Origin of the sequence: Thauera butanivorans NBRC 103042 (assembly GCF_001591165.1) — a bacterium.
Taxonomy (GTDB): Bacteria; Pseudomonadota; Gammaproteobacteria; order Burkholderiales; family Rhodocyclaceae; genus Thauera; species Thauera butanivorans.
In genome coordinates, this window is record NZ_BCUG01000072.1 from 1 (window position 1) to 23,110 (window position 23,110).

Below are 23,110 nucleotides of genomic sequence, written 5' to 3' on the forward strand. Positions count from 1 at the left end.
CGAGAATCTTCACTCTGCCGCGCTCCTTTCATTGGTCAGAATATTTTCCGGCGATTGCAACCGGGGTGGATGATTATGTCACTGCTCCGCGGACATGACACGCGTGCCGGACTGGAAGCCAGCTTCGCAGCCCATTCCATCTCTACATACGGTAGCGTATGGGCAAAGAATCGTCAATACTATTCCATATGGAAAAAACAGCAAAGAAGCCACGCATCCAACTCGATCGCCAGAGCTGGGTCAACGCCGCCATCGAGGTCATGGCCGAAGAAGGAATCGCCGGCCTGCGGGTCGAAGTGCTCGCCAAGCGTCTCAAGGTCACCAAAGGCAGTTTCTACTGGCACTTCAACGACCGCCGCGACCTGCTGCTGGCGATATTGCAGCACTGGAAGGAAGGCCGGATCTGCGACATCATCAAGCAGACCCGGGTACAGCCGGGCAAGGAGCTTGCCCAGATCTACCACGTCATCGATGTGTACAGCGCAAGCCGCAATCGCCGCGGCATGATGATCGAACTCGCGGTGCGCGACTGGGCCCGCCGCGATGTCGAAGCTGCGGCGATCGTCGCCGAAGTGGACGACGTCCGCCTGCGCTGCGCGCGCGATCTCTTCCTGGCTTGCGGCGTGCCGATGGAAGAGGCCTCGAGCCGCTGCATGCTGCTCTACGCCTACGTGTTCGGCGTATCGCTGATGATCTACGAGAAATTCGACAGCGACATACTGCGCCTCAAGCGCGACATCGCAGATCTGATCGCACGATCCGGAGCCATGGCCACGCTGGCGGCTACACCTGAGCCGGCCGGACTTCAGTCGCCGGCTGCCTGACCGGGTGTTTCACCAGGACGCCAGCGCAGGACTTCGATCGCGTTTCGCCCGGTCGCCGCGATGACCTCCTCGACCGTGGCACTGCGCAATTCGGCGAGAATCGACGCATAGCGCAACAGATTTGCCGGTTCGTTGCGCCGCCCCCTCGCCCATTCCGGCGGAATGTCGGGGGCGTCGGTCTCTAGCACGATCGCGCCCAGCGGCAGTGCGGCAGCGAGTTCGCGGATGCGCGTCGAACCGCTGAAGCTCATCGTGCCGCCGAAGCCCAGCTTGAAGCCCAGGCCGATCAGGGCGTCCGCCTGCTGTCTGCTGCCGTTGAAGGCATGGGCGATGCCACCCGGCACGCCGATGCGGCGCAACTGCTTCAGAATGGGGTCGATCGCGCGGCGCACGTGGAGAATCACCGGAAGCCCGTGGCGCCGCGCGAGCTTGAGCTGCGCGACGAAGAATTCGAGCTGCCGTTCGTGATCGATGCCGGGAACAAAATGATCCAAGCCGATTTCGCCCACCGCCACCGCCCCGCCTTCGCCGAGGTATTCGTCGAGCACGTCGACGTCGTCCATCCGCGCCGGCATCACGTACATCGGATGAATGCCGAGCGCGAAGCCTATATCGGCGTTCTCCGCGGCGATGCCCCGCACGGCATCGAAGTTGGCCCGCTCGACCGCCGGCACGACAAAGCCGGCAACGCCCTTGGCCCGGGCGGCATCGATGACCTGCCCGCGATCGGCATCGAACTCGGCGGCATCGAGGTGGATGTGGGTATCGATCAGCATGCTGCCATTGCGGCGGTCCTGCCCGGCCGCCGCCCGGAGAGGTTCAGCGCCCTTTCCACACCGGCTTGCGCTTGGCGGCAAAGGCGTCCATGCCTTCGGCCGCGTCCTCGCACATGGCGTTGCAGGCCATGGTTTCGGCCGCCATCTGGTAAGCGGCTTCCAGGCCCATTTCGAGCTGCTTGTAGAACATCTGCTTGCCCATGCGGATCGCGACCGGCGACTTGGCGACGATGGCGGCTGCCAGCCGGGCAACTTCTTCATCGAGCTGTTCGAGCGGCACCACGCGGTTCACCAGCCCGCGGCGCTGCGCCTCGTGGGCATCGATGAAATCGCCGGTGACCAGCATCTCGAACGCCTCCTTGCGGCCCATGTTGCGCGACAGGCCGACACCCGGCGTGGCGCAGAACAGGCCGACGTTGATGCCGGATACCGCGAAACGTGCAAGGTCGGCGGCCACGGCCAGGTCGCACATCGACACCAGCTGGCAACCCGCCGCGGTGGCGATGCCATGGACGCGTGCGATGACCGGCTGCGGCAGCTCGGTCAGCTTCATCATGAACTTGCCGCACAGGCGGAACAGCCGCTGCTGGAAGTCCTTGCTGTAGTTGCCGCGCATTTCCTTCAGATCGTGCCCGGCGCAAAAGGCCTTGCCTTCGCCCGCCAGCACGACCACACGCACGCTGTCGTCGCGGGCGATTTCGTCCACCGCCTCGATCAGCGTCTCGAGCATCTCGAAGGACAGCGAGTTGAACTGGTTCGGGCGATTCAGCGTCAGCGTGGTGACGCCGCCATCGTCATGACGCAGCAGCATCGGCTCGGAACTGGAAACGGGAACGGCGCTCATGAGGTCTCCTTGGATGATCGATTCGGGGCGTGCGATCCGCGCCGGCCAAGTGCACCTCGCCGGCCGCAGCTGTTTGGATCAGGTTGACGGTAACGTCAACTGCCGTACATGGTACTGCTTCGCGGAGCCGGCAGCCAGTTCCCTCGGCGCGGACGCTCCGCCCCGTTCAGACCTCTGCTCCGCGCGCGCTGGGCGAGCGAATATAGAGCCCTCTGCCGAGTGCGCTCCATTGCCGCTGCTCCTCGTCCAGCGCAGCAGCCGTCAGCGGCAGCTTCTGCAGCCAGCCCGGCGGTGTGTTGACGCTGAAGCCACGCCCTTCGCGCCGCAGCACGATCGGCGGCGTGCCGCGCGCATCGCGGGCGCGATGGATGACCACGGCCAGCCGCAGACAGGCGATCAACAGCCAGTCGACGCTGTTCGGATCGATCGACGCCACCCGCTCGAGCTTGCCGCGATGCGACAGCACCAGGCGCGACAGGCGTCCCTGATCCATGCGCGAGAAGCCCGGCATGTCGGCGTTGGCGACGATGTAGGCACTGTGCTTGTGGTAGCTCGAATGGGCGACGGAAATGCCGATCTCGTGCAGCAATGCCGCCCAGCTCAGAAAGCGCCGGTCGAGGTTCTCCGGATCGGCCATTGCCGGTTCGACCTGGTTCAGCAGATGGCAGGCGGTATCCGCGACCTGCTGGGCCTGGCGCAGATCGACGTTGTAGCGGCGCACGAAGGCACTGACCGTGGCATCGCGCAGATCGTGATGGTGGTAGCGGCCGAGCAGGTCGTAGAGCACACCCAGACGCAACGCGCCTTCGGAAAATACCATCTGTTCGATGTCGAATTCCTTGAACACGGCGCTCATGATGGCGAAGCCTCCCAGAATCACCGGCAGGCGGTCGCCCTTCAGCCCGGCGAGATCGAGTGCGTCGATGCGCCCCGCCCGCAGCAGTTCGGCCCGGAAGCGCTCCAGCCCCTCGCGGGTGATCCCCGAATGCGAGAAGCCGTTCTGCTCCAGTATTTCGGCCAGAGCCTTGGCCGAGCCGCTGGAGCCGACCGCCTCTTCCCAGCCCGCTTCGCGGTAGGCGGCGACGATGGTCTGCAGCTCGCGCCGTGCGGCGAGCTCGGCTTCCTTCAGGCTGCGCTTGTCGACGCGGCCATTCGGGAAGAAGCGCAGGCTGTAGCCCACACAGCCCATGTAGCGCGATTCGAGCAGCAAGGGCTCGAAGCTCTTGCCGATGACGAACTCGGTGGAGCCGCCGCCGATGTCGACCACCAGTTGCTGCTTGTGGGGATCGGGCAGCGTGTGCGCCACGCCGACGTAGATCAGGCGGGCTTCCTCGCGGCCGGCGATGACTTCGATCGGAAAGCCGAGCGCCGCTTCGGCACGAACCAGGAACTCGGCAGAGTTCTTCGCCACGCGCAGCGTGTTGGTGGCCACTGCACGCACGGCACCGGCGTCGAAGTCGTGCAGGCGCTCGCGAAAGCGCTGCAGTGCCGCCACCCCGCGCTGCTGGGCATCGAGGTCGAGAATCTTGTCGGCAGACAGGCCCGCGGCCAGACGCACCGATTCCTTCAGCCCGTCGAGCGGATAGATCTGATCATTGACGATGCGACCGACCTGCAGGCGAAAACTGTTGGAGCCGAGATCGATTGCTGCAATGAGGTTGCGCATCATCAGAGTTCCGGATGAATGGCACGAGGCCGATCGGCGGATTTTAGCATCGGCTCTACGCTGCGTTGCAGCAGAAATATTCTGCCGAACACATCCGCCGCGGTTCCTTGCGCGGAATCATCGAAGCTCACCGCTGTCATGATCCTGCAACGAATATGTCACATAATCGAGACGAACCTTCATCCGCGAACCCGGACCGCCATGTACGCCCCGAAGAACGATCGCAACTACCCCACCGACCATTTCATCAACCGCGAGCTGTCCCTGCTGCGTTTCCAGCGCCGCGTGCTCGCACAGGCCGCCGACCCGACGGTGCCGCTGCTCGAACGCCTGCGCTTCCTGTGCATCGTCTCGAGCAACCTCGACGAGTTCTTCGAGATCCGCGTTTCCGGCATCAAGGAGCAGATCCACCTCGGCAGCCGCAAGACCGGCCACGACGGCATCTCGCCGCGCGATCTGCTCGAACGGGTCAGCGACGAGGTGCATGACATCATCTCGGACCAGTACGAACTGCTCAACGACGACATCCTCCCCGCGCTGGAAAAGGAAGGCGTGGTCTTCCTGCGCCGCAGCGAATGGTCCGAAACCCAGTTGAAGTGGATTCGCGACTACTTCATGGACGAAGTGATGCCGGTGCTGACGCCGATCGGGCTCGACCCCGCGCACCCTTTCCCGCGCGTGCTGAACAAGAGCCTGAACTTCGCCGTCGAGCTGGAGGGGCGCGACGCCTTCGGCCGCGATTCCGGCGCCGCCATCGTCCAGGCGCCGCGGGCGCTGCCCCGCGTCATCCGGCTGCCGCGCGAGATCTGCGCGCAGGAATACACTTTCGTCTTCCTGTCCTCGGTGCTGCATTCGCATGTCGGCGAACTGTTCTCGGGCATGAACGTGCTCGGCTGCTACCAGTTCCGCGTCACGCGCAATTCGGACCTGTTCGTCGACGAGGAAGAGGTCAAGGACCTGAGGGTGTCGCTGAAGGGCGAACTGCAGCAGCGCCATTACGGCGACGCCGTGCGGCTGGAAGTCGCCGACAGCTGCTCGAAGGAAATGGCCGCCTTCCTGCTGCAGCATTTCCATCTGGAACCGGACGACCTCTACCGCACGCCGGGCATCGTCAACCTGGTGCGCCTGATGCAGGTGCCCGACTGGGTGGAGCGCCCCGACCTCAAGTACCCGCCCTTCGTGCCGGGTATCCCCAAGCCGCTGGACAAGCGGCGGCAGATCTTCGCCGTGCTGCGCAATCACGACGTGCTGCTGCACCACCCCTTCCAGAGCTTTGCGCCGGTCATCGACCTGCTGCGCGCAGCGGCGGACGACCCGCTGGTGCTCGCGATCAAGATGACGGTGTACCGCACCGGCACCGACTCGGTGCTGATGGAGCACCTGGTGCGCGCAGCGCAGAAAGGCAAGGAAGTGACCGTGGTGCTGGAATTGATGGCGCGCTTCGACGAGGAAGCGAACATCAGCTGGGCCAACCGCCTGGAAGAAGTCGGCGCGCATGTGGTGTACGGCGTGTTCGGCTACAAGACCCACGCCAAGCTGCTGATGGTGGTACGGCGCGAGGAAGACGGCCTGCGCCGGTACGTGCATCTGGGCACCGGCAACTATCATCCGCGCACCACGCGCTTCTACACCGACTTCGGCCTGCTGACCGCCAACGAGGAAATCGGCGAGGACGTCGCCACCGTGTTCAAGCAATTGACCGGCCTGGGCACTGCCAGCGAACTGCGCCACCTGTGGCAGGCGCCGTTCACGCTGCAGCCCAAGGTCGTCGAGGCGATCAAGCGTGAAGCGGAGATCGCCCGCGAAGGCCGCCGCGGCCGCATCATCGCCAAGATGAACGCGCTGCTCGAGCCGGAAACCATCGAGGCGCTGTACGAAGCCTCGCAGGCCGGCGTCGAGATCGACCTGATCGTGCGCGGCCCCTGCGCGCTCAAGCCGGGCGTGTCCGGCCTGTCGGACAACATCCGGGTGCGCTCGGTCGTCGGCCGCTTCCTGGAGCACCACCGCATCTTCCATTTCCATGCCGACGGCGACGACCTGATGTTCCTGTCCAGCGCCGACTGGATGGAGCGCAACTTCTTCCGCCGCATCGAGATCGCCTTCCCGGTGCTCGATCCGAAGCTGAAGCGGCGCGTGATGAAGGAAGGCCTGCGCCCCTACCTCGGCGACAACTGCCAGGCCTGGGAAATGCATTCGGATGGCCGCTACCGCCGCCGGAATCCGCGCGGCACGCGCCGCGCCGCGCAGCTGATCCTGCTGAAGGAGCTTGCCGCCAGCAGTTGAGCGGGCGGCACGAAAGGCATCGGGGGCTGCATCGCCCCCGTTCGCCCCACCGGCCCGGCGTCAACGCTTCCGGTAGCGGCGCCTCACTTGCGCTGCGCGTCGATCACCCCGGACACCTCGCGGATCAACGTGATCGCACGCTGGACCTGCTTGATGCCGTTGACCTCCATCGTGAAGCGCATGTAGGCCGTGCCCTTCTTGGTCAGCGTATTCACCGCGATCACGTTCAGCTTCTCGCGCGACAGCACTTCGGAGATGTCGCGCAGCAGGCCCTGGCGGTCCATTGCCTGCACGGTGATGTCGACCTGGTACAGCGCCGTCTTGCTGTCGGTCGCCAGCCCACCCCATTCCGCCGAGATCACGCGCTCGGGATGCTTTCTCGCCAGCAACTGGAAATCCTGGCAATCGACACGGTGGATCGAGATGCCGCGTCCGCGCGTGACGAAACCTTCGATCGCATCCGGCGGCGCCGGCTTGCAGCAACGCGACAGCGAAGTCATCAGCTTGCCGACGCCGACGATCAGGATCTTGTCGGAATTGTCGCCCGAGCGGCTGCGGCTGACGACGAAATCCGGCTCGGCCGGCGCTTCCGGCGCTGGCGCGCTGCCTTCGCGCAGCGCCACCTGCACCGAGCGCGGCCCCACTTCGCCACGGCCGGCGGCGAGGAAGAGCGCCTCGGCGTTCTTGAAACCGAGACGCTCGGCGAGGCCGTCGAGGTTGGCCTGGCTGTGGCCGTCGCGCTGCATCTCGCGCGCGACGAAGCTGCGGCCGCGCGCGAGCAGGTCTTCCTCGTCGAGCTGGGCAAAGTACTGCTTGATCTTGTTGCGCGCGCGCGAAGTGTTGACGTAGTGCTGGCGTGCATCCAGCCAGTCGCGCGAAGGACCACCCTCCTTGACCGTGACGATCTCGACCGTCTGGCCGTTTTCCAGCGGCGTGTTCAGCGGCACCAGATGGCCGTCGATCTTGGCGCCGCGGCAGTGGTGGCCGAGGTCGGTATGCAGGCGGTAGGCGAAATCGATCGGCGTCGAACCGCGCGGCAGGTCCACCACCTTGCCCTGCGGCGTCAACACGTACAGCATGTCGTCCAGCGAGGCACGCTTGAACTGCTCCATCCACTGCGCGGAATCGGTGACTTCGTCGCGCCAGGACAGCAGGTTGCGCAGCAGCGCGATCTTTTCGTCGTAGTCGGAGCCGGACTGCGAGCCTTCCTTGTAACGCCAGTGCGCCGCCACGCCGAGTTCGGCATGCTTGTGCATGTCGTGGGTGCGGATCTGCACCTCCAGCGCACGGCCGTCGCCCGCCAGCACCGCGGTATGCAGCGACTGGTAGTTGTTGCCCTTGGGCTTGGTGATGTAGTCGTCGAATTCCTTGGCGATCGGCTGCCAGATCTGATGCACGAAGCCGAGCACCGTGTAGCAGTCCTTGACCTCGTCGACCAGCACGCGCAGCGCACGGATGTCGAACACCTGCGAGAAGTCGAGCCGCTTCTTGCGCATCTTGTTGTAGATGCTGTAGATGTGCTTGGCGCGGCCGGTGATCTCGGCCTTGATGCCGACTGCCGCCAGTTCGGCCCTGAGGCGCTCGATCGCGTCCTGGATGAACTGCTCGCGCTCCACCCGGCGCTCGTCGAGCATCTTGGCGATGCGCTTGTAGGTTTCCGGCTCGATGAAGCGGAAGGAAAGATCCTCCAGCTCCCACTTGAGCTGCCAGATGCCCAGCCGGTTGGCCAGCGGTGCATAGATGTCCAGGCTCTCGCGCGCCACATCCACCCGCGCGTCGCCCGGCAGGTCGGTGTAGAAGCGCAGCGTCTGGGTGCGCGACGCCAGCCGCACCAGCACCACGCGGATGTCCTCGACCATCGCCAGCAGCATCTTGCGCAGCACTTCGGTCTGGGCGCGGATCTCGGGCGCGGTGGCGGTGGTCGTCATGCGCGTCAGCACGCGCAGGCCGTTCAGCTTGTGCAGGCCGCGCACCAGATGGCAGATGTCGGCATCGAAGCGCGACTCGATCTCTTCGGCCGGGTCGTCCACTTCGTCCCACACCGCGAACAGCAGCGCGGCGATGCGCGTGTCCGCGTCCAGCCTCAGCGAGGCCGCGATCAGCGCAGTGCCGATCGCATGCGTCCAGGCCGGCTCGCCGGTGCCGAGCACCTTGCCTTCGTACAGATCGGAGATCCATTCGAGCGCGGACTCGATCCTGTCGCGTTCTCCGGCCGTCAGGCCGGCAGCGAGCATGTCGACCGGGGGGGCGGTGTCGCCCTGGGAGATGGCGTGAGTGACGGAAACCATGGCGGCGGATTATCCCATACCGGCGGGTTTTTCGAACCTGTCGCCAGGCCGCGGAAAATGTATGGAAATGCGGCATGCCGGTGCAGGCGGGTCGGGCCGGCGGCGGGCATGCGCTTCGCAGCTGCATCCGTGCTGTGCGATCATCCCCGGCCTGCGGCGCCCGCCACGATCGAGCGCCGCTCCCGAAACGACTCCAGGCCGAAGCATCGATGCAGCGTCTCAATGCCAATCCTTACCTCCTGCTCACGCTCACCGCCCTGTTCTGGTCGGGCAACATGGTGATGGGCCGTGGCATCCGTGCCGACGTGCCGCCGCTCGCGCTCGCCTTCTGGCGCTGGGTGATCGCCCTCGCCCTGGTCGCGCCGTTCGCGCTGCCGCACCTGCGCGGGCAATGGGCCAGGCTGCGCGCGGCCTGGCCGGTCGTCGTCGTGCTCGGCCTGCTGAGTGTCGGCTGCTACAACACGTTTGCCTATCTCGCCCTGCAGCACACCACCGCGACCAGCGCCACGCTGCTGAACTCCTTCATCCCGATCGCCACCATTGCCTTCGGTTTCCTGTTCTTCGGCAGACGCCTGAGCCGCGCCGAGACGGCCGGCGTCGCGACGTCTCTGCTCGGCGTGCTTGCGATCGTCAGCCGCGGCAGCCTGGAAACCCTGCTGGGGCTCAGCCTCAACACCGGCGACCTGTGGATGCTGGCTTCGGTGACGGTGTGGGGGCTGTACACCGTCGGCCTGCAGAAGCGCCCTGCCGGCGTCGATCCGATGCTGATGCTGGCCGCCTTCACCGTGGTCGGCCTGCTCGCGCTGGCGCCGGCCTATGCCTGGGAGCTGTCCGAAGGCCGGCACATCAACCTCAACCTGGCATCGCTCGGCGGCATCCTCTACACCGGCATCTTCCCCGGCTTTCTCGGCTACGTGTTCTACAACGCCGGCGTCGCTGCGGTGGGGCCGGCGCGCGGCTCGCTCTTCATCCACCTGATGCCGGTGTTCGCAACCATCCTTGCGGCGATCTTCCTCGACGAGCGGCCGCAGTGGTACCACTTCGCCGGCATCGCGCTGGTGTTCGCCGGCATTTTCCTGACCACGCGCAAATCCTCGAGCTGATCCCATGTTCGAACGCATCCGCCGCTGGCTCGGCCTGGCCACCCCGCCGACTTCGGTTCCCGACAGCCAGTGGGCGCGAGTCGAGGCCTGGCTGCCCTTCCTCGATTACCTCGACCCGGACGACCGGCCCCGCCTGCGCCGGATGGCGCTGGAATTTCTCGCCGGCAAGCAGTTTCACGGCGCCAACGGACTCGAACTGAACGACGACATCCTGCTCTGCATCGCGCTGCAGGCCTGCCTGCCGGTACTGAACATCGGCCTGCAGGCCTACCGCGACTGGGTCGGCGTGATCGTCTATCCGGGCGATTTCCTCATTCCCCGGCGCGAGTACGACGAGGCCGGCGTGCTGCACGAATACGAGGACGAGGTGCTGGGCGAAGCCTGGGAAGGCGGGCCGGTGCTGCTGTCCTGGTTCGGCGGCGAAGGGCAGCCGGCAGGCGTCAATGTCGTGATCCACGAGTTCGCCCACAAGCTCGACATGGAGAACGGCGGCGTCGACGGCCTGCCGCGGCTGCGGCCCGGCATGTCCCGGCAGGCCTGGGCAGCGGCCTTCAGCCAGGCCTACGAGGATTTCTGCGGCGAAGTGGACCGCGGCGCGGAAACCGACATCGACCCCTATGGTGCGGAGCACCCGGGCGAGTTCTTCGCCGTCGTTTCCGAAGTGTTCTTCGAGGCGCCCCATGTGCTGCAGCAGCGCTTCCCGCAGGTATACGCTCAACTCGCCCTGTTCTATGGCGTCGACCCCGCCCAGCGGGAAGCCCTGCTGAGAGGACGCGGATGGCACCAGCCAAGCGCCTGCTAATCGTGCATCACACCCAGTCGGGCAACACCGGCATGCTGGCCGAAGCGGTGTTGCGCGGCGCCGGGCGCGTCGATGGCGTCGACACCCGGCTGATGCGCGCCTTCGACGCCGGCACCGACGATCTGCTGGCCTGCGACGGCCTGCTGCTCGGCACGCCCGAGAACTTCGGCACCATGTCCGGCGCGCTGAAGGACTTCTTCGACCGTACCTACTACCCCTGCGAAGGCAAGCTCGTCGGCCTGCCCTACGCCGTCTTCGTCAGCGCCGGCAACGACGGCACCGGCGCGGTGCGCGAGATCGGGCGCATCGCCAACGGCTACGGCTGGAAGCAGGTCGCCGAAGCGCTGATCGCGCGCAAGGAAATCACCGCCGGGCATCTGAGCGCCGCCGAAGAGCTCGGCGAAGCGATGGCGTCGGGATTGGCGATGGGAATTTTCTAGGCCTGCCCCGAGGTAAGGTTTCATGGACGGCCGGCGGTGCTTTGCGGGATGCGATCCGCTCATCGGAACACGTTTCCATACTGCGATACGAAATGAATTTGGCAGGATCGAAACGAGTGACTAAGCTGAACGAGTGCCGCTCCATCGGCACCCCATTGGTGCATGGCACGGTACGCTATCCTTTTCACGCAACGGAGGTCGTCTCATGGCAATAACCTGGATTTTGGTTGCCAACGCCAGCCTGGCGAAGCTGTATGCGAATCTCGGCCCCAACAAGGGGCTCACGCTGGTCAAGGAACTGATCCACCCGGAAAGCAGGCAGAAGAACTCTGAACTCGTCACCGACCGCTCGGGCGCGATGGGTGCCAACGGCGGTGGCGGATCGATGCAGCCACAGACGCTCCCGAAGCAGCACGAAGCCAGGGTCTTCGCCCAGGAGATTGCCCAGGCCCTGTACCAAGGGCGGGCGGCGAACGCCTTCAAGCGCGCCATCCTGGTCGCGCCGCCGGCTTTCATGGGCATACTCAATACCGTGATCGACGGCCCGACGGCGCAATTGATCAGCGACCGCTTCGAAAAGGACTACACCAAGACGACCGAGCCGGAACTGAGCCAGCGGCTCGCTTCGGCGATCTATCTGTAATGCCGCAGGAACGGCGTTTTCGGAGGAGGATTCATTTGAGCGGATACGACATCCCACTCGATTCGATCTGAACCATTCCGATTCATTTCCGATAGCCTCCGTCCAGGAGGCTCGACGGCGCAAGGCGCGCGATGCCTGGCGCCGTTACGCAGAGCGCGGGGCCAGCGTGCCAGACACGCGGCCCCGCAGCCGTTTACATCCGCTCAGCCCGGAGACGGCCAACTCGGCCAAGGAATCAGGCGCGGGTTTCAGCCTGTCCTTCTGCACGCCCCAGCAAGGCCACGACCTGGGTCGCGATCCCCTCTCCACGTCCGGCGAAGCCGAGCTTCTCGGTGGTCTTGCCCTTGATGTTGATCGCGCTCGCGTCCATGTCGAGGTCGGCGGCGATGTTGGCGACCATCGCCGGCGCATGGGGCATGATCTTCGGCGCGGCGCAGATGATGGTGGCGTCGATGTTGACCACCTGCCAACCCGCCGCACGCACGCGGGCGAAGGCTTCGCGCAGCAGCACGCGGCTGTCGGCACCGGCATGCCGTGGATCGGTATCGGGAAACAGCCTGCCGATGTCGCCCAGGCCGGCCGCCCCCAGCAAGGCGTCGGTGACGGCGTGCAGCAGCACGTCGGCATCGGAATGGCCGAGCAGGCCGCGCGGGAAGGGAATCGTCACGCCGCCGATGATCAACGGCCGGCCGGGCACCAAGGCGTGGACGTCGAAACCCTGGCCGATGCGGAACGGAACACTCATTGCCTGGCTCCTTCGCGGTTCTGCAGAATCCACTCGGCCAGGTGCAGATCGAGCGGATAGGTGACTTTCAGATTGGTGGCATCGCCCTGAACCAGGCGGGGGCGCAGGCCGGCAGCTTCGATCGCGCTGGCCTCGTCGGTGACGTCGGACGCCGCTTCCAGCGCCCGGCGCAGCATCACGTAGCGGAACATCTGCGGCGTCTGCGCCTGCCACAGGCTGTCGCGCGGCACGGTGGCGGCGACGTGGCGGTGGTCGTCGGCCCGTTTCAGCGTGTCGGCCACCGGCACCGCCAGCAGCCCACCGACTTCGTCGTGCGCCAGTTCTCGCACCAGCTTGTCGATGTGCCATGCCGCCAGGCAGGGCCGCGCAGCATCATGGACCAGCACCCAGTCGGATGCCGCGGCCTCCTTCGAGATCGCACGCAGGCCGCCGAGCACGCTGTCCGCACGCGTCGCACCGCCGCAGAACAGCGGCACGAGCTTGCCGCCCAGCACCGACCAGTCGTGCCGCGACCACTCGGCATCATCCACCGACAGCACGACGAAGACCTTGTCGATGTCGGGCGAAGCGCACAGCACCGACAAGGCGTGGTGGATCAGCGGACGGCCCAGCAGCGGCAGATACTGCTTGGGCCGCGCAACGCCCATGCGCGAGCCGCTGCCCGCGGCAGGCACGATGGCGAAATGGCGGGCCCGGGGGCGGGCTTGTGTGTTTTGCATGGCGCGCATTCTAACCGCGCCTGACGGCGCGGGGCCGTATTCTGCGAGGCCTGGGGGTATGATTCGGAGGCCCGCCATCCGCGCATCTCCTTTCCTGCCATGCCGCTCGCCCCGCCCCTGATCGAAGCCATGCCCGACACCGATGTCGGCCCACGACTCCTGCGCCTGGCGCGCGAGGCCATCGCCCACCACCTCGGACTCGGCCCCGCGCCCTCACCCGACGGCCACCCCGCGCTCGCCGAACGTGGCGCCACCTTCGTCACCCTGACGGTAGCGGGCGAACTGCGCGGCAGCGTCGGCAGCATGCGGCGCACCCGCTCGCTGGCGGCCGACGTGATCGCCAACGCGATCGCCGCCTGCCAGGATCCCCGCTTCCCGGTGCTCGATGCGGCGGCATTCGCACAGTCGGAAATCGAGGTCTCGCTGCTGGACGAACCGGAGTTCATCGATTTTGCCGACGAGGCCGGCCTGCTTCGCCAATTGCGCCCGCAGCAGGATGGCGTGATGCTGTTTGCCGGCTGCCGCGGCGTCACGCTGCTGCCGCACATGTGGGCCCAGTTGCCACGGCCGGAGCTGTTCCTCGCCGCGCTCAAGGAGAAAGCCGGCATTCCGCTCGAACGCCCGGTGGACGGACTGATGGCGGCACGCTACGGCGTCAGCACCTGGCGCACCGACGACGGGAAGCCCGCATCGTGAAGCTGCGCCACACTCCGCTCAGCATCCCGGCGCACGGCGACTGGCTGGCCGGCACGCTCGCCCACGCGCCGGACGTGCGGGCGCTGGCGCTGCGCATCCATTCATCGGGCCGCTCGCTGGACCAGTCTCCGCTCGACGGCGCACCCGGGCCGCTGGAGCCGGCGCTGCAGGCCGCCGGCTTCGCGACGATGACGGTCGAACTGCTGACCGGCGACGAAGCGCTGCACGATGCCGATGCCGCTTTCAACATTCCGCGCCTCACCGAACGCATCCTCGCAGCGGTGGATTGGGCCATCCACCAGCCATTGCTCGACCGCCTTCCGCTCGGTCTCGTCGCTGACGGCACCGGGTGCGCCGCAGCGATCCGCGCGGCGGTCAATGCACCGGAAAGCTTCACCTCGATCACCTGCCTCGGCGGACGGCCCGACCTCGCCGGCGCAGCCCCGCTGCGTGCCGTCCGCACGCCGGCACGCTTCGTCGTCGCGCCGGAAAGCCCGGATGCGCCGATGCTGGCATCCGCCTACGCACTGCTCCAGGGCGAGCGCGACTGGCTGGCGCTGCCGGCTGCCGGCGAGCACGACCGGCAGCGGCACGCCGCGCAGGCCGCCAGCGACTGGCTGGCATCCCATCTCCCGCCGGCGGACGAAACCGGCACCGGGCAGTCGCCTTGGCCCACCTGAGCGCCCGGCATCCCCTCAGTCGCGGAAGCTGACCCACTCGTCGAGCGCCATGCGTTCCGTGCGCAAGGCGTTCTCCGGCGCATCCGGATCGGCATGCCCCATCGACATCGCGCAGATCAGGACTTCGCCGTCGGGAATGCCGAGCTCCTGCTTGATGATGCGATGGAACTGGATCGGTGCGACCTGGGGGCAGGTGTCCAGCCCGCGCGCCTTTGCCGCCAGCATGACGTTCTGCAGCAGCATTCCGCTGTCGAGCCACGAGCCCTGCTCCATGATGCTGTTGACGCTGAAGATCAGGCCAACCGGCGCATCGAAGAACTTGTAGTTGCGGGCGAACTGCTCGTGCATGCGCTGCGCATCGCCTTTCTGGATGTTCAACAGGCTGTAAAGCTGCCTGCCGACCTGGCGGCGGCGCTCGACGTAGGGCGACACCCACTCCCTGGGGTAATAGATATAGGGTTCGACGTGGGTGGCGGCCTCGCCGGGATCGTCGAACACGGCGAGTATCTTGTCGGACACCCTGGCCTTGGTTTCCCCGGTCAGGACCCAGACCTTCCACGGCTGGATGTTGGTGCCGGACGGCGCACGCGAAGCCACGGCGAGGATCTCGGCAATCGTCTCCCGAGGCACGGCGCGCGGCAGGAAGGCGCGGCAGGAATAGCGGCTGTTGATGACTTCGTCGACTGCTGACTGGAGGGAGTTGCTCATGCGAGGAACCTCGGGAACGTACAGGATTGTTGAAAGCCGCCTTCAGGCGACGCCGTCGAGAAAACGCGAAACCAGTTTGAACACCTGCTCCGGGCATTCACGGTGAGGCACATGCCGTATGCCGGGCATGATCTCGACACGTGCCGGACCGCCGGCAAGTTCGCCGATCAGCTCCGGATGGCACGGACTGCCGTATTCATCCTCCGCGCCATGAATGGCGAGCAGCGGACACTCGACCCGAGGCAGCACCGGCCTCAAGGACCAGGACGCGAACGCGGGGCTCAGCCAGGTGCCGATCCAAGCATCCAGCACCCACTCCGCCTTGTCGCCATGGTATTTCGCCAGCCGTTCGCGCTGCGCCGGGTCCTTGAACAGCTCGCGGGCTTCCTCGATGCCGGCGACGGTCCGATCCTCGACGAAAGCCTGGGCCGACTCGGTAATGAGCGCCGCACAATCATCGGCATGGCGCGCGGCGCAATTCACCGCCATGCCGCCGCCGACGCTGTGGCCGAACAGGATGAAACGGCCGATCTCCAGCTGCCGCAGCAGCGCCGCGAAGCCCGTCTCCGCCTCGGCCGCGATGAAGTCCAGTGGGAGCTTGCCCGAACACGCATCCGAGCGGCCGAAGCCGAGGCGGTCGTAGGCCAGCACCCGCCGGCCGGTGCCGGCACACAGCACCGCGGGGAAATCCCGCCACAGCTCCACGCTGCCGAGCGAATCGTGCAGCAGCACGATCGGGGTACGATCGCGGCCCGGCGGGGGCGGCAAGCCGCGGGGCGACCATTCACGTGCATACAGGCGGGCGCCGCCGGCCTCGATCCAATGGTCGCGGGTGTCGATGTCGTGAAGCACTCGAATCGTTCTCCTGGGCTTGGGGGGCGGGGACCGCATGATCGTGCCGGCACATCATGCACCACCCTTCTTCTTGTCGTCCGCGGGATGATGTGTCGAAAATTACGTTAACGTCAACGTAATGGCGGTAGGCAATGGCCGGCCCATGACGAAAAACCCGCTGGAGGAAGAAGACGGCGGGCAACGGCCGCCCGGGCACTCTCTATAATCGCGTCTTCAGAATGCGCAACACCGGTGCAATGCCCCCCTCTCAGCCCCCTTCCCAGCTCCGCTCCCCCCTCGATCCGCTGCTGCCCCTGCTCGCCGCCTGTGCACTGCCCAGGCCCGGCGCCCGCCTCGAGCTTCCCGCCTTCGCCGGCTCGGCCGATGCGCTGGCGGTCGCCGCGCTGGCGGCACGCGCCGGCCGGCTGCTCGTCGTCACCGCCAACCCGCTCGACGCACAGCGCCTGCAGGACGAGATCCGCTGGGTCGCACCCGAACTGCGGCTGCACCTGCTGCCCGACTGGGAGACGCTGCCCTACGACAACTTCTCGCCCCACCAGGATCTGATCTCCGAGCGGCTGTCCTCGCTGTACGCGATCAGCCGCGGCGAGGCCGACGTGGTGCTGGTGCCCGCTTCCACCGCGCTGTACCGCATGGCGCCGCCATCCTACCTGGCGGCCTACACCTTCTTCCTGAAGCAGGGCGAGCGCCTGGACGTCGAGGCGCTGAAGGCGCAGATGACGCTGGCCGGCTACGCCCACGTCACCCAGGTGGTCAGCCCGGGAGAGTTCTCGGTGCGCGGCGGCCTGGTCGATCTGTATCCGATGGGTTCGCCGCTGCCCTTCCGCATCGACCTGTTCGACGATGAAGTCGAGAGCATCAAGACCTTCGATCCGGACACCCAGCGCACCGTCTATCCGACCACGGAGATCCGCCTGCTGCCGGCGCGCGAATTCCCGCTCGACGATGCCGGTCGCAGCCGCTTCCGCAGCCGCTTCCGCGAAACCTTCGAAGGCGACCCGACCCGCGCGGCGATCTACAAGGACGTCTCCAACGGCATCGCCCCGGCCGGCATCGAATACTACCTGCCGCTGTTCTTCGACGACACCGCGACGCTGCTCGACTACCTGCCTGCCGACACCACGGTGCTGCTGCACCGCGACGTGCCGGCGGCGATCGCCGAGTTCTGGCGCGACACCCGCTCGCGCCACGACCTGCTGAAAGGCGACCGCAGCCGGCCGGTGATGCCGCCGGAACAGCTCTTCCTCAGCGACGAGGACTTCTTCGGCGCGCTGAAAGCGCGCCCCCGCCTCGTGCTGGGTGCCGCTGCCAGTGCCGAAGGCGGCGAGGCCATCGCCCGGCCGCTGCCCGAGCTGTCGGTCGAGCGCAAGGCCACCGACCCGCTGCACAAGCTGAAAACCTTCCAGGCCGGCGACTGGTACCAGCGCGGCGGCCGCATCCTGCTGCTGGCGGATTCGCCGGGGCGGCGCGAGACGATGGCCGACTATCTCGCCGAATACGGCCTGAAGCCGGAGGCGATGACGGATTTTGCCGCCTTCATCGACGGCGAGGTCCGCTTCGCACTCGGCGTATCGCCGCTCGCCAATGGCTTCATGTTGCCCGAAGCCGGCCTGGCCATCGTCACCGAAGCCGAACTCTATGCCGCCACCGCCCGCACCCGCACGCGGCGCGACAGCCGCAAGGCGGCGACGATGGAAGGCTGGCTGCGCGACCTGTCCGAGCTCAAGCTCGGCGACCCGGTGGTGCATGTGTCGCACGGCATCGGCCGCTACCTCGGCCTGATCCACATGAACCTCGGCGAAGGCGACACCGAATTCCTGCACCTGGAATACAACGGCGGCGACAAGCTCTACGTGCCGGTGTCGCAGCTGCACGTCATCACCCGCTACGCCGGCGCCGATCCGGAAGCGGTCGACCTGCACCGTCTCGGCTCCGGCCAGTGGGAAAAGGCCAAGAAGAAGGCCGCGATGCAGGTGCGCGACACCGCCGCCGAACTGCTGGCGCTGTACGCCCAGCGCGCCGCCCGTCCCGGCCACCGCTTCGACTTCCAGCAGCACGACCTCGAAGCCTTCGCCGAGGGTTTCGGTTTCGAGACCACGCTCGACCAGCAGTCCGCGATCGACGCGGTGGTGAACGACATGAAATCCGGCCGGCCGATGGACCGCCTGGTGTGCGGCGACGTCGGCTTCGGCAAGACCGAAGTCGCGCTGCGCGCCGCCTTCATCGCGGTGCAGGACGGCAAGCAGGTGGTCGTGCTGTGCCCCACCACCCTGCTCGCCGAGCAGCACTACCAGACCTTCGCCGACCGCTTCGCCGACTGGCCGGTGCGCATCGCCGAGTTGTCGCGCTTCAAGTCGGCCAAGGAACAGGCCGAAGCCCTGCAGCAACTGGCCGAAGGCAAGGTCGACATCATCATCGGCACCCACCGCCTGCTGCAGAAGGACGTGCAGTTCAAGCGCCTGGGGCTGGTCGTCATCGACGAGGAGCACCGCTTCGGCGTGCGCCAGAAGGAAACGCTGAAGCAGTTGCGCTCGGAAGTCGACATCCTGACCCTGACCGCGACGCCGATCCCGCGCACACTGGGGCTGGCGATGGAAGGCCTGCGCGAGTTCTCGGTGATCGCCACCGCGCCGCAGAAGCGGCTATCGATCAAGACCTTCGTGCAGCCCTCCAGCCGCGGCACGATCCGCGAGGCGGTGCTGCGCGAATTCAAGCGCGGCGGCCAGGTGTACTTCCTGCACAACGAAGTCGACACCATCGAGAACATGCGCAACGACCTCGAGGAACTGCTGCCCGAGGCACGCATCGTCGTCGGCCACGGCCAGTTGCCCGAGCGCGAGCTGGAGCGCGTGATGCGCGACTTCACCCAGCAGCGCGCCAACCTGCTGCTGTGCACCACCATCATCGAGACCGGCATCAACATCCCCACCGCCAACACCATCATCATCAACCGCGCCGATCGCTTCGGCCTGGCGCAGCTGCACCAGCTGCGCGGCCGCGTCGGCCGCAGCCACCACCAGGCCTACGCCTACCTGCTGACCCAGCCCGGCGCCAAGCCCTCGGCCCAGGCGCAGAAGCGGCTGGAAGCGATCACGATGATGGAAGACCTCGGCTCCGGCTTCTACCTGGCGATGCACGACCTGGAGATCCGCGGCGCCGGCGAAGTGCTCGGCGAGAACCAGTCGGGCGAGATCCAGCAGGTCGGTTTCAGTCTCTACACCGAAATGCTCAAGCGCGCGGTCAAGGACCTGCAGGCCGGCAAGGAACCCGACCTCAGCCAGCCGCTGGAAGTGGTGTCCGAAATCAACCTGCACACCCCGGCGCTGCTGCCCACCGACTACTGCCCCGACGTACAGGAACGCCTGACGCTGTACAAGCGCCTGGCCAACTGCGAAACCGACGAGGACCTGCGCGCACTGCAGGAAGAACTGATCGACCGCTTCGGCGAAGTTCCGCCGCAAACCGCCGCGCTGCTCGAAACCCACCGTCTGCGCATGCTCGTCAAGGACTACGGGGTACAGAAGCTCGACGCCTCCGACGCTCAGATCAGCGTGCAGTTCGCCAAGGACGCGCCGATCGACCCGGTCAAGGTCATCTTCCTGATCCAGAAGGACCGCAGCGTCAAGATGGCCGGCCCGGAAAAGCTCGTGCGCCGCATCGCCCTGCCGAACCTGAAGGACCGCGCCAAGGCCGTGAAGGATCTGCTCGACGCGGTGAAAGCCTGAGCGACCGGAGGCCGCCATGCTCATCAACTGCACCGCCTACCAGCACGGCCGCAAGCTCGCCGAGCTGCCGGTCGAGCGCATCGGCGACTACTTGGCACGGCCGGACACTTTCGTCTGGGTCGCGCTGAAAGACGCGACGCCGGAAGAGCTGGCGGTGATGAAGGGCGTCTTCGACCTGCACGAACTGGCCGTCGAGGACGCCAACCACGGCCACCAGCGGCCCAAGGTCGAGGAATACAACGACGGCGACGACGGCAGCACCAGCCTGTTCGCCGTCATGCATCTGATCGACGAGCGTGAAGGCGGCCTGCACGTCGGCGAAGTCCACGTCTTCGTCGGCGCCAACTACATCCTGTCGGTACGCAACGACAGCCCGCGCGATTTCGCCGGCGTGCGCGCCCGCTGCGAACGCGACCCCCGGATGCTGGCCAAGGGACCGGGCTACGTGCTCTACGCGCTGATGGACGCGGTAGTGGATCGCTACTTCCCGCACATCGAAAAGCTCGAGACCGAGGTCGAGGCGCTGGAAGAGCGCATCTTCACCAAGGGCGCCGCACGCTCCAACATCCACCGCCTGTACCGCCTCAAGCGCAAGGTCACGCTGCTCAAGCACGCCGTCGCCCCGCTGATGGAAGCCGCGAGCAAGCTCCACAGCGGCCGCGTGCCGGACCTCTGCAGCAAGAGCCGGCACTACTTCCGCGACGTCTTCGACCACCTCGTCCGCATCAACGCCTCGCTCGACGGCATCCGGGACACCATTGGCACCGCCATCCAGGTCAACCTGGCGCTGGTCACCGTCGACCAGACCGAGATCAGCAAGCGCCTCGCCGCCTGGGCCGGCATCTTCGCCGTCGCCACCGCGCTGGCCGGCCTCTGGGGCATGAACTTCAAGTACATGCCCGAGCTGGAGTGGGAGTACGGCTACCCCCTGGCGCTGGCGACGATCGCGGCGCTGGGCGGACTGCTGTACTGGCGGTTCAGGAAGGCGAAGTGGCTGTGAGAAGGAAGCAAGGGAAACAGTAAGGCCGCCCCGGGCATGATGCCCGGCGCGACACCATCCGCGACCTGGGCTATTCCCATGTGGAAGACGAGATGTACCTCGGCGACATCGCGCTGGGCGTCGCCACACTGATTCGAGCAACAAGGTCGTCGGCGCGATCAACATCGGCATCGCCCGTCCGCAATGGAAGGGCGAGGAAGACAAGGAGAACATGCTGTCGCTGCTGATCGCGGCAGGACGCGCGATTTCCAGCCGGGGATGATGCCGGAGCCGGCGCGTGGATGAAGCCAGGTTCGGCGTCCACACGCAGGTTCGCGACGAAATCCGTCTCAGACGGTGCCCATGGAGCGTTACAATTCATGGTTTTCCGTCCCTGCCGTACACCGGAGTCTCAGCAATGCCCGCCGCCCTGACCGAAAACCTCAACATCGCCGCCTTCGATCACATGCCCTCGCCGGAGGAGATCAAGGCCAGCGTACCGATCACCGAGCAAGCCGCGGCTTCGGTCGTGGCCGGACGCAGAGCGCTGATGGACATCCTCGATCGCAAGGATCCGCGCGTCTTCGTCGTCGTCGGACCGTGTTCGATCCACGACCCGGTGGCCGGCCTCGACTATGCGCGCCGGCTCAAGGCGCTGGCCGACGAGGTGTCGGACGTGCTGCTGCTGGTGATGCGGGTGTATTTCGAGAAGCCGCGCACCTCGACCGGCTGGAAGGGTTTCATCAACGATCCCTTCATGGATGACTCCTTCCGCATCGACGTCGGCATGGAGCGTGCGCGCAAATTCCTGCTCGACGTCTGCGAGACCGGCCTGCCGACCGCCACCGAGGCACTCGACCCGATCGCGCCGCAGTACTACGGCGACCTGATTGCGTGGACCGCGATCGGCGCCCGGACTTCCGAATCCCAGACCCACCGCGAGATGGCTTCGGGCCTGTCGACGCCGGTCGGTTTCAAGAACGCCACCGACGGCGACCTCGACGTGGCGATCAACGCGATCATCTCGGCGGCCAGCCCGCACAGCTTCCTCGGCATCAACAGCCGCGGCCAGTCGGCGATCACCCGCACCCGCGGCAACCGCTACGGCCACGTCGTGCTGCGTGGCGGCGGCGGCCGGCCGAACTACGACACGGTGTCGGTGTCGCTGGCCGAGCAGGCGCTGGCCAAGGCCAAACTGCCGCAGAACATCGTCGTCGACTGCTCGCACGCCAACTCCTGGAAGAAGCCCCAATACCAGCCGCTGGTGATGAAGGACGTGATGCACCAGATCCGCGAAGGCAACGAGTCGGTGGTCGGCCTGATGGTCGAAAGCAACATCGAAGCCGGCAACCAGCCGATTCCCGCCGACCTGTCGCAGCTCAAGTACGGCTGCTCGGTGACCGACGCCTGCGTGGGCTGGGACACCACCGAGGAGATGATCCGCAATGCGGCGGCGATGCTGCGCGAAGTCGCCGGCAGGCGCGGAGCGCGCGCATGAATCTCGTCGTGCTGGCCGAGGACGTCGACAGCATTGCGCTGAAGAACGTCGCCAAGCTGACGGGCGCGCGCGAGATCGAGCAGATCACACCGCGCTCGTTCCGTCTGGTCGCGGCCCAGGCCCATCCCGACCTGGCGAAGACCTGCGCCGCAGGCGGCCTGGACCATGCCTGGCTGCCCGACGGCCGTCAATTGCGCGACTTCGGCCTGTTCGTCACCGACATGGATTCGACGCTGATCAACATCGAATGCATCGACGAGATTGCCGACATGCAGGGCCTGAAAGCCCAGGTCGCCGAGATCACCGAAGCGGCGATGCAGGGTGAGATCGATTTCCGCGAGTCGCTGACCCGCCGCGTGTCGCTGCTGGCCGGCTTGCCCGAAAGCGCGCTGGAAGAGGTTTACGTCCATCGCCTGCAACTGAACCCCGGCGCTGAACGGCTGATGAAAGGCATGCAGCGCGCCGGCATCCGCACGATGCTGGTGTCCGGCGGCTTCACCTACTTCACCGAACGCCTGAAGCAGCGCCTGAGCTTCGACCACGCCCATGCCAACGAGCTCGAGGTGGCCGATGGCCGCCTGACCGGCCGCGTGCTGGGCGGGATCGTCGACGGCGAGGCCAAGGCGCACCATCTGCTGCGCGTCCGCGATGCGCTCGGCCTGCAGCCGCAGCAGGTGATCGCTGCCGGTGATGGCGCCAACGACATTCCGATGTTGAAAGCTGCTGGCTTCGGCGTCGCTTTCCACCCCAAGCCGGCGCTGCGCCAGGTGGCTGACTGCTGCATCGAGCACAGTGGGCTGGATGGAGTGCTCGACCTTTTTGGCTGAATCGACCTA

At 66.4% G+C, this 23,110-nt stretch carries 20 protein-coding genes; 12 read left to right on the forward strand and 8 right to left on the reverse strand.

Features of this window, described 5'->3' with window-relative positions:
• Window positions 1–188: 188 nt before the first annotated feature.
• On the forward strand, window positions 189–824 hold the full coding sequence (locus tag TBU01S_RS20615; RefSeq protein ID WP_068639375.1) for a TetR/AcrR family transcriptional regulator: 636 nt from the start codon (window positions 189–191) through the stop codon (window positions 822–824).
• Here TBU01S_RS20615 and TBU01S_RS20620 read toward each other — a convergent pair.
• The 3 genes from TBU01S_RS20620 to ppx form a co-directional block, all read right to left on the reverse strand.
• Window positions 806–1,600, reverse strand: a complete 795-nt coding sequence (locus tag TBU01S_RS20620; protein ID WP_068639376.1) for a TatD family hydrolase — start codon at window positions 1,598–1,600, stop codon at window positions 806–808. The two genes, TBU01S_RS20615 and TBU01S_RS20620, sit on opposite strands and share 19 nt — an antisense overlap.
• A gap of 43 nt (window positions 1,601–1,643) precedes the next feature.
• Window positions 1,644–2,444: an enoyl-CoA hydratase gene (locus TBU01S_RS20625; RefSeq protein ID WP_068639377.1), complete on the reverse strand. Its 801-nt coding sequence runs from the start codon at window positions 2,442–2,444 to the stop codon at window positions 1,644–1,646.
• 166 nt (window positions 2,445–2,610) lie between these two features.
• Window positions 2,611–4,113 (reverse strand): exopolyphosphatase, encoded by a 1,503-nt coding sequence (gene ppx / locus TBU01S_RS20630; RefSeq protein ID WP_068639378.1) that lies wholly within the window; start codon window positions 4,111–4,113, stop codon window positions 2,611–2,613.
• Window positions 4,114–4,311: 198 nt separating this feature from the next.
• Between ppx and ppk1 the strand changes: the two genes are divergently transcribed.
• On the forward strand, window positions 4,312–6,393 hold the full coding sequence (ppk1, locus tag TBU01S_RS20635; protein ID WP_068639379.1) for a polyphosphate kinase 1: 2,082 nt from the start codon (window positions 4,312–4,314) through the stop codon (window positions 6,391–6,393).
• Between the two features lie 83 nt (window positions 6,394–6,476).
• Here ppk1 and TBU01S_RS20640 read toward each other — a convergent pair whose 3' ends face one another.
• The gene (locus TBU01S_RS20640) at window positions 6,477–8,681 is read right to left on the reverse strand and encodes a RelA/SpoT family protein (protein ID WP_068639380.1); all 2,205 of its coding nucleotides are present in this window, start codon (window positions 8,679–8,681) and stop codon (window positions 6,477–6,479) included.
• A gap of 209 nt (window positions 8,682–8,890) precedes the next feature.
• Between TBU01S_RS20640 and TBU01S_RS20645 the strand changes: the two genes are divergently transcribed.
• From TBU01S_RS20645 to TBU01S_RS20660, 4 genes are all read left to right on the forward strand, one after another.
• Window positions 8,891–9,784 (forward strand): DMT family transporter, encoded by an 894-nt coding sequence (locus TBU01S_RS20645; protein WP_068639381.1) that lies wholly within the window; start codon window positions 8,891–8,893, stop codon window positions 9,782–9,784.
• 4 nt (window positions 9,785–9,788) lie between these two features.
• Window positions 9,789–10,586 carry a M90 family metallopeptidase gene (locus TBU01S_RS20650; protein WP_068639382.1) on the forward strand — a complete coding sequence of 266 codons (798 nt, stop codon included), beginning with the start codon at window positions 9,789–9,791 and terminating at the stop codon, window positions 10,584–10,586.
• The gene (locus TBU01S_RS20655; RefSeq protein ID WP_068639383.1) at window positions 10,562–11,026 is read left to right on the forward strand and encodes a flavodoxin family protein; all 465 of its coding nucleotides are present in this window, start codon (window positions 10,562–10,564) and stop codon (window positions 11,024–11,026) included. Before TBU01S_RS20650 ends, TBU01S_RS20655 begins: the two co-directional genes overlap by 25 nt.
• 205 nt (window positions 11,027–11,231) lie before the next feature.
• Entirely contained in the window at window positions 11,232–11,669 is a 438-nt protein-coding gene (locus TBU01S_RS20660) for a host attachment protein (RefSeq protein WP_068639384.1), read from the forward strand.
• 235 nt (window positions 11,670–11,904) lie between these two features.
• Here the strand turns inward: TBU01S_RS20660 and ispF are convergent, their stop codons facing one another.
• Window positions 11,905–12,414 carry a 2-C-methyl-D-erythritol 2,4-cyclodiphosphate synthase gene (ispF, locus tag TBU01S_RS20665; RefSeq protein ID WP_068639385.1) on the reverse strand — a complete coding sequence of 170 codons (510 nt, stop codon included), beginning with the start codon at window positions 12,412–12,414 and terminating at the stop codon, window positions 11,905–11,907.
• Entirely contained in the window at window positions 12,411–13,142 is a 732-nt protein-coding gene (ispD, locus tag TBU01S_RS20670) for a 2-C-methyl-D-erythritol 4-phosphate cytidylyltransferase (RefSeq protein WP_068639386.1), read from the reverse strand. The genes ispF and ispD overlap by 4 nt, the downstream gene beginning before the upstream one ends.
• A gap of 120 nt (window positions 13,143–13,262) precedes the next feature.
• Here ispD and amrA point away from each other — a divergent pair, with 120 nt between their 5' ends.
• Both amrA and TBU01S_RS20680 read left to right on the forward strand, forming a co-directional pair.
• Window positions 13,263–13,829 carry an AmmeMemoRadiSam system protein A gene (amrA, locus tag TBU01S_RS20675; RefSeq protein WP_068639392.1) on the forward strand — a complete coding sequence of 189 codons (567 nt, stop codon included), beginning with the start codon at window positions 13,263–13,265 and terminating at the stop codon, window positions 13,827–13,829.
• Window positions 13,826–14,509 (forward strand): dienelactone hydrolase family protein, encoded by a 684-nt coding sequence (locus TBU01S_RS20680; RefSeq protein WP_068639387.1) that lies wholly within the window; start codon window positions 13,826–13,828, stop codon window positions 14,507–14,509. The genes amrA and TBU01S_RS20680 overlap by 4 nt, the downstream gene beginning before the upstream one ends.
• A 15-nt stretch (window positions 14,510–14,524) precedes the next feature.
• Here the strand turns inward: TBU01S_RS20680 and TBU01S_RS20685 are convergent, their stop codons facing one another.
• Complete coding sequence (locus tag TBU01S_RS20685) at window positions 14,525–15,217, reverse strand: nitroreductase (protein WP_068639388.1); 693 nt, start codon at window positions 15,215–15,217, stop codon at window positions 14,525–14,527.
• A gap of 42 nt (window positions 15,218–15,259) precedes the next feature.
• A complete protein-coding gene (locus TBU01S_RS20690) occupies window positions 15,260–16,069 on the reverse strand; it encodes an alpha/beta fold hydrolase (protein ID WP_245651006.1) in 810 nt (269 codons plus the stop codon).
• A 239-nt stretch (window positions 16,070–16,308) separates the two neighbouring features.
• On the opposite strand from TBU01S_RS20690, the gene mfd reads away from it, so the two are divergent.
• The 4 genes from mfd to serB all read left to right on the forward strand — a co-directional run bounded on the left by mfd (window position 16,309) and on the right by serB (window position 23,101).
• Window positions 16,309–19,797 carry a transcription-repair coupling factor gene (gene mfd, locus TBU01S_RS20695; RefSeq protein WP_068639394.1) on the forward strand — a complete coding sequence of 1,163 codons (3,489 nt, stop codon included), beginning with the start codon at window positions 16,309–16,311 and terminating at the stop codon, window positions 19,795–19,797.
• Between the two features lie 16 nt (window positions 19,798–19,813).
• Window positions 19,814–20,797, forward strand: coding sequence for a magnesium and cobalt transport protein CorA (locus tag TBU01S_RS20700; RefSeq protein ID WP_068639389.1), 984 nt, complete (start codon window positions 19,814–19,816; stop codon window positions 20,795–20,797).
• Between the two features lie 397 nt (window positions 20,798–21,194).
• Window positions 21,195–22,274, forward strand: coding sequence for a 3-deoxy-7-phosphoheptulonate synthase (locus tag TBU01S_RS20705; protein ID WP_068639390.1), 1,080 nt, complete (start codon window positions 21,195–21,197; stop codon window positions 22,272–22,274).
• The gene (gene serB / locus TBU01S_RS20710; protein WP_068639391.1) at window positions 22,271–23,101 is read left to right on the forward strand and encodes a phosphoserine phosphatase SerB; all 831 of its coding nucleotides are present in this window, start codon (window positions 22,271–22,273) and stop codon (window positions 23,099–23,101) included. Before TBU01S_RS20705 ends, serB begins: the two co-directional genes overlap by 4 nt.
• Window positions 23,102–23,110 lie beyond the last annotated feature (9 nt).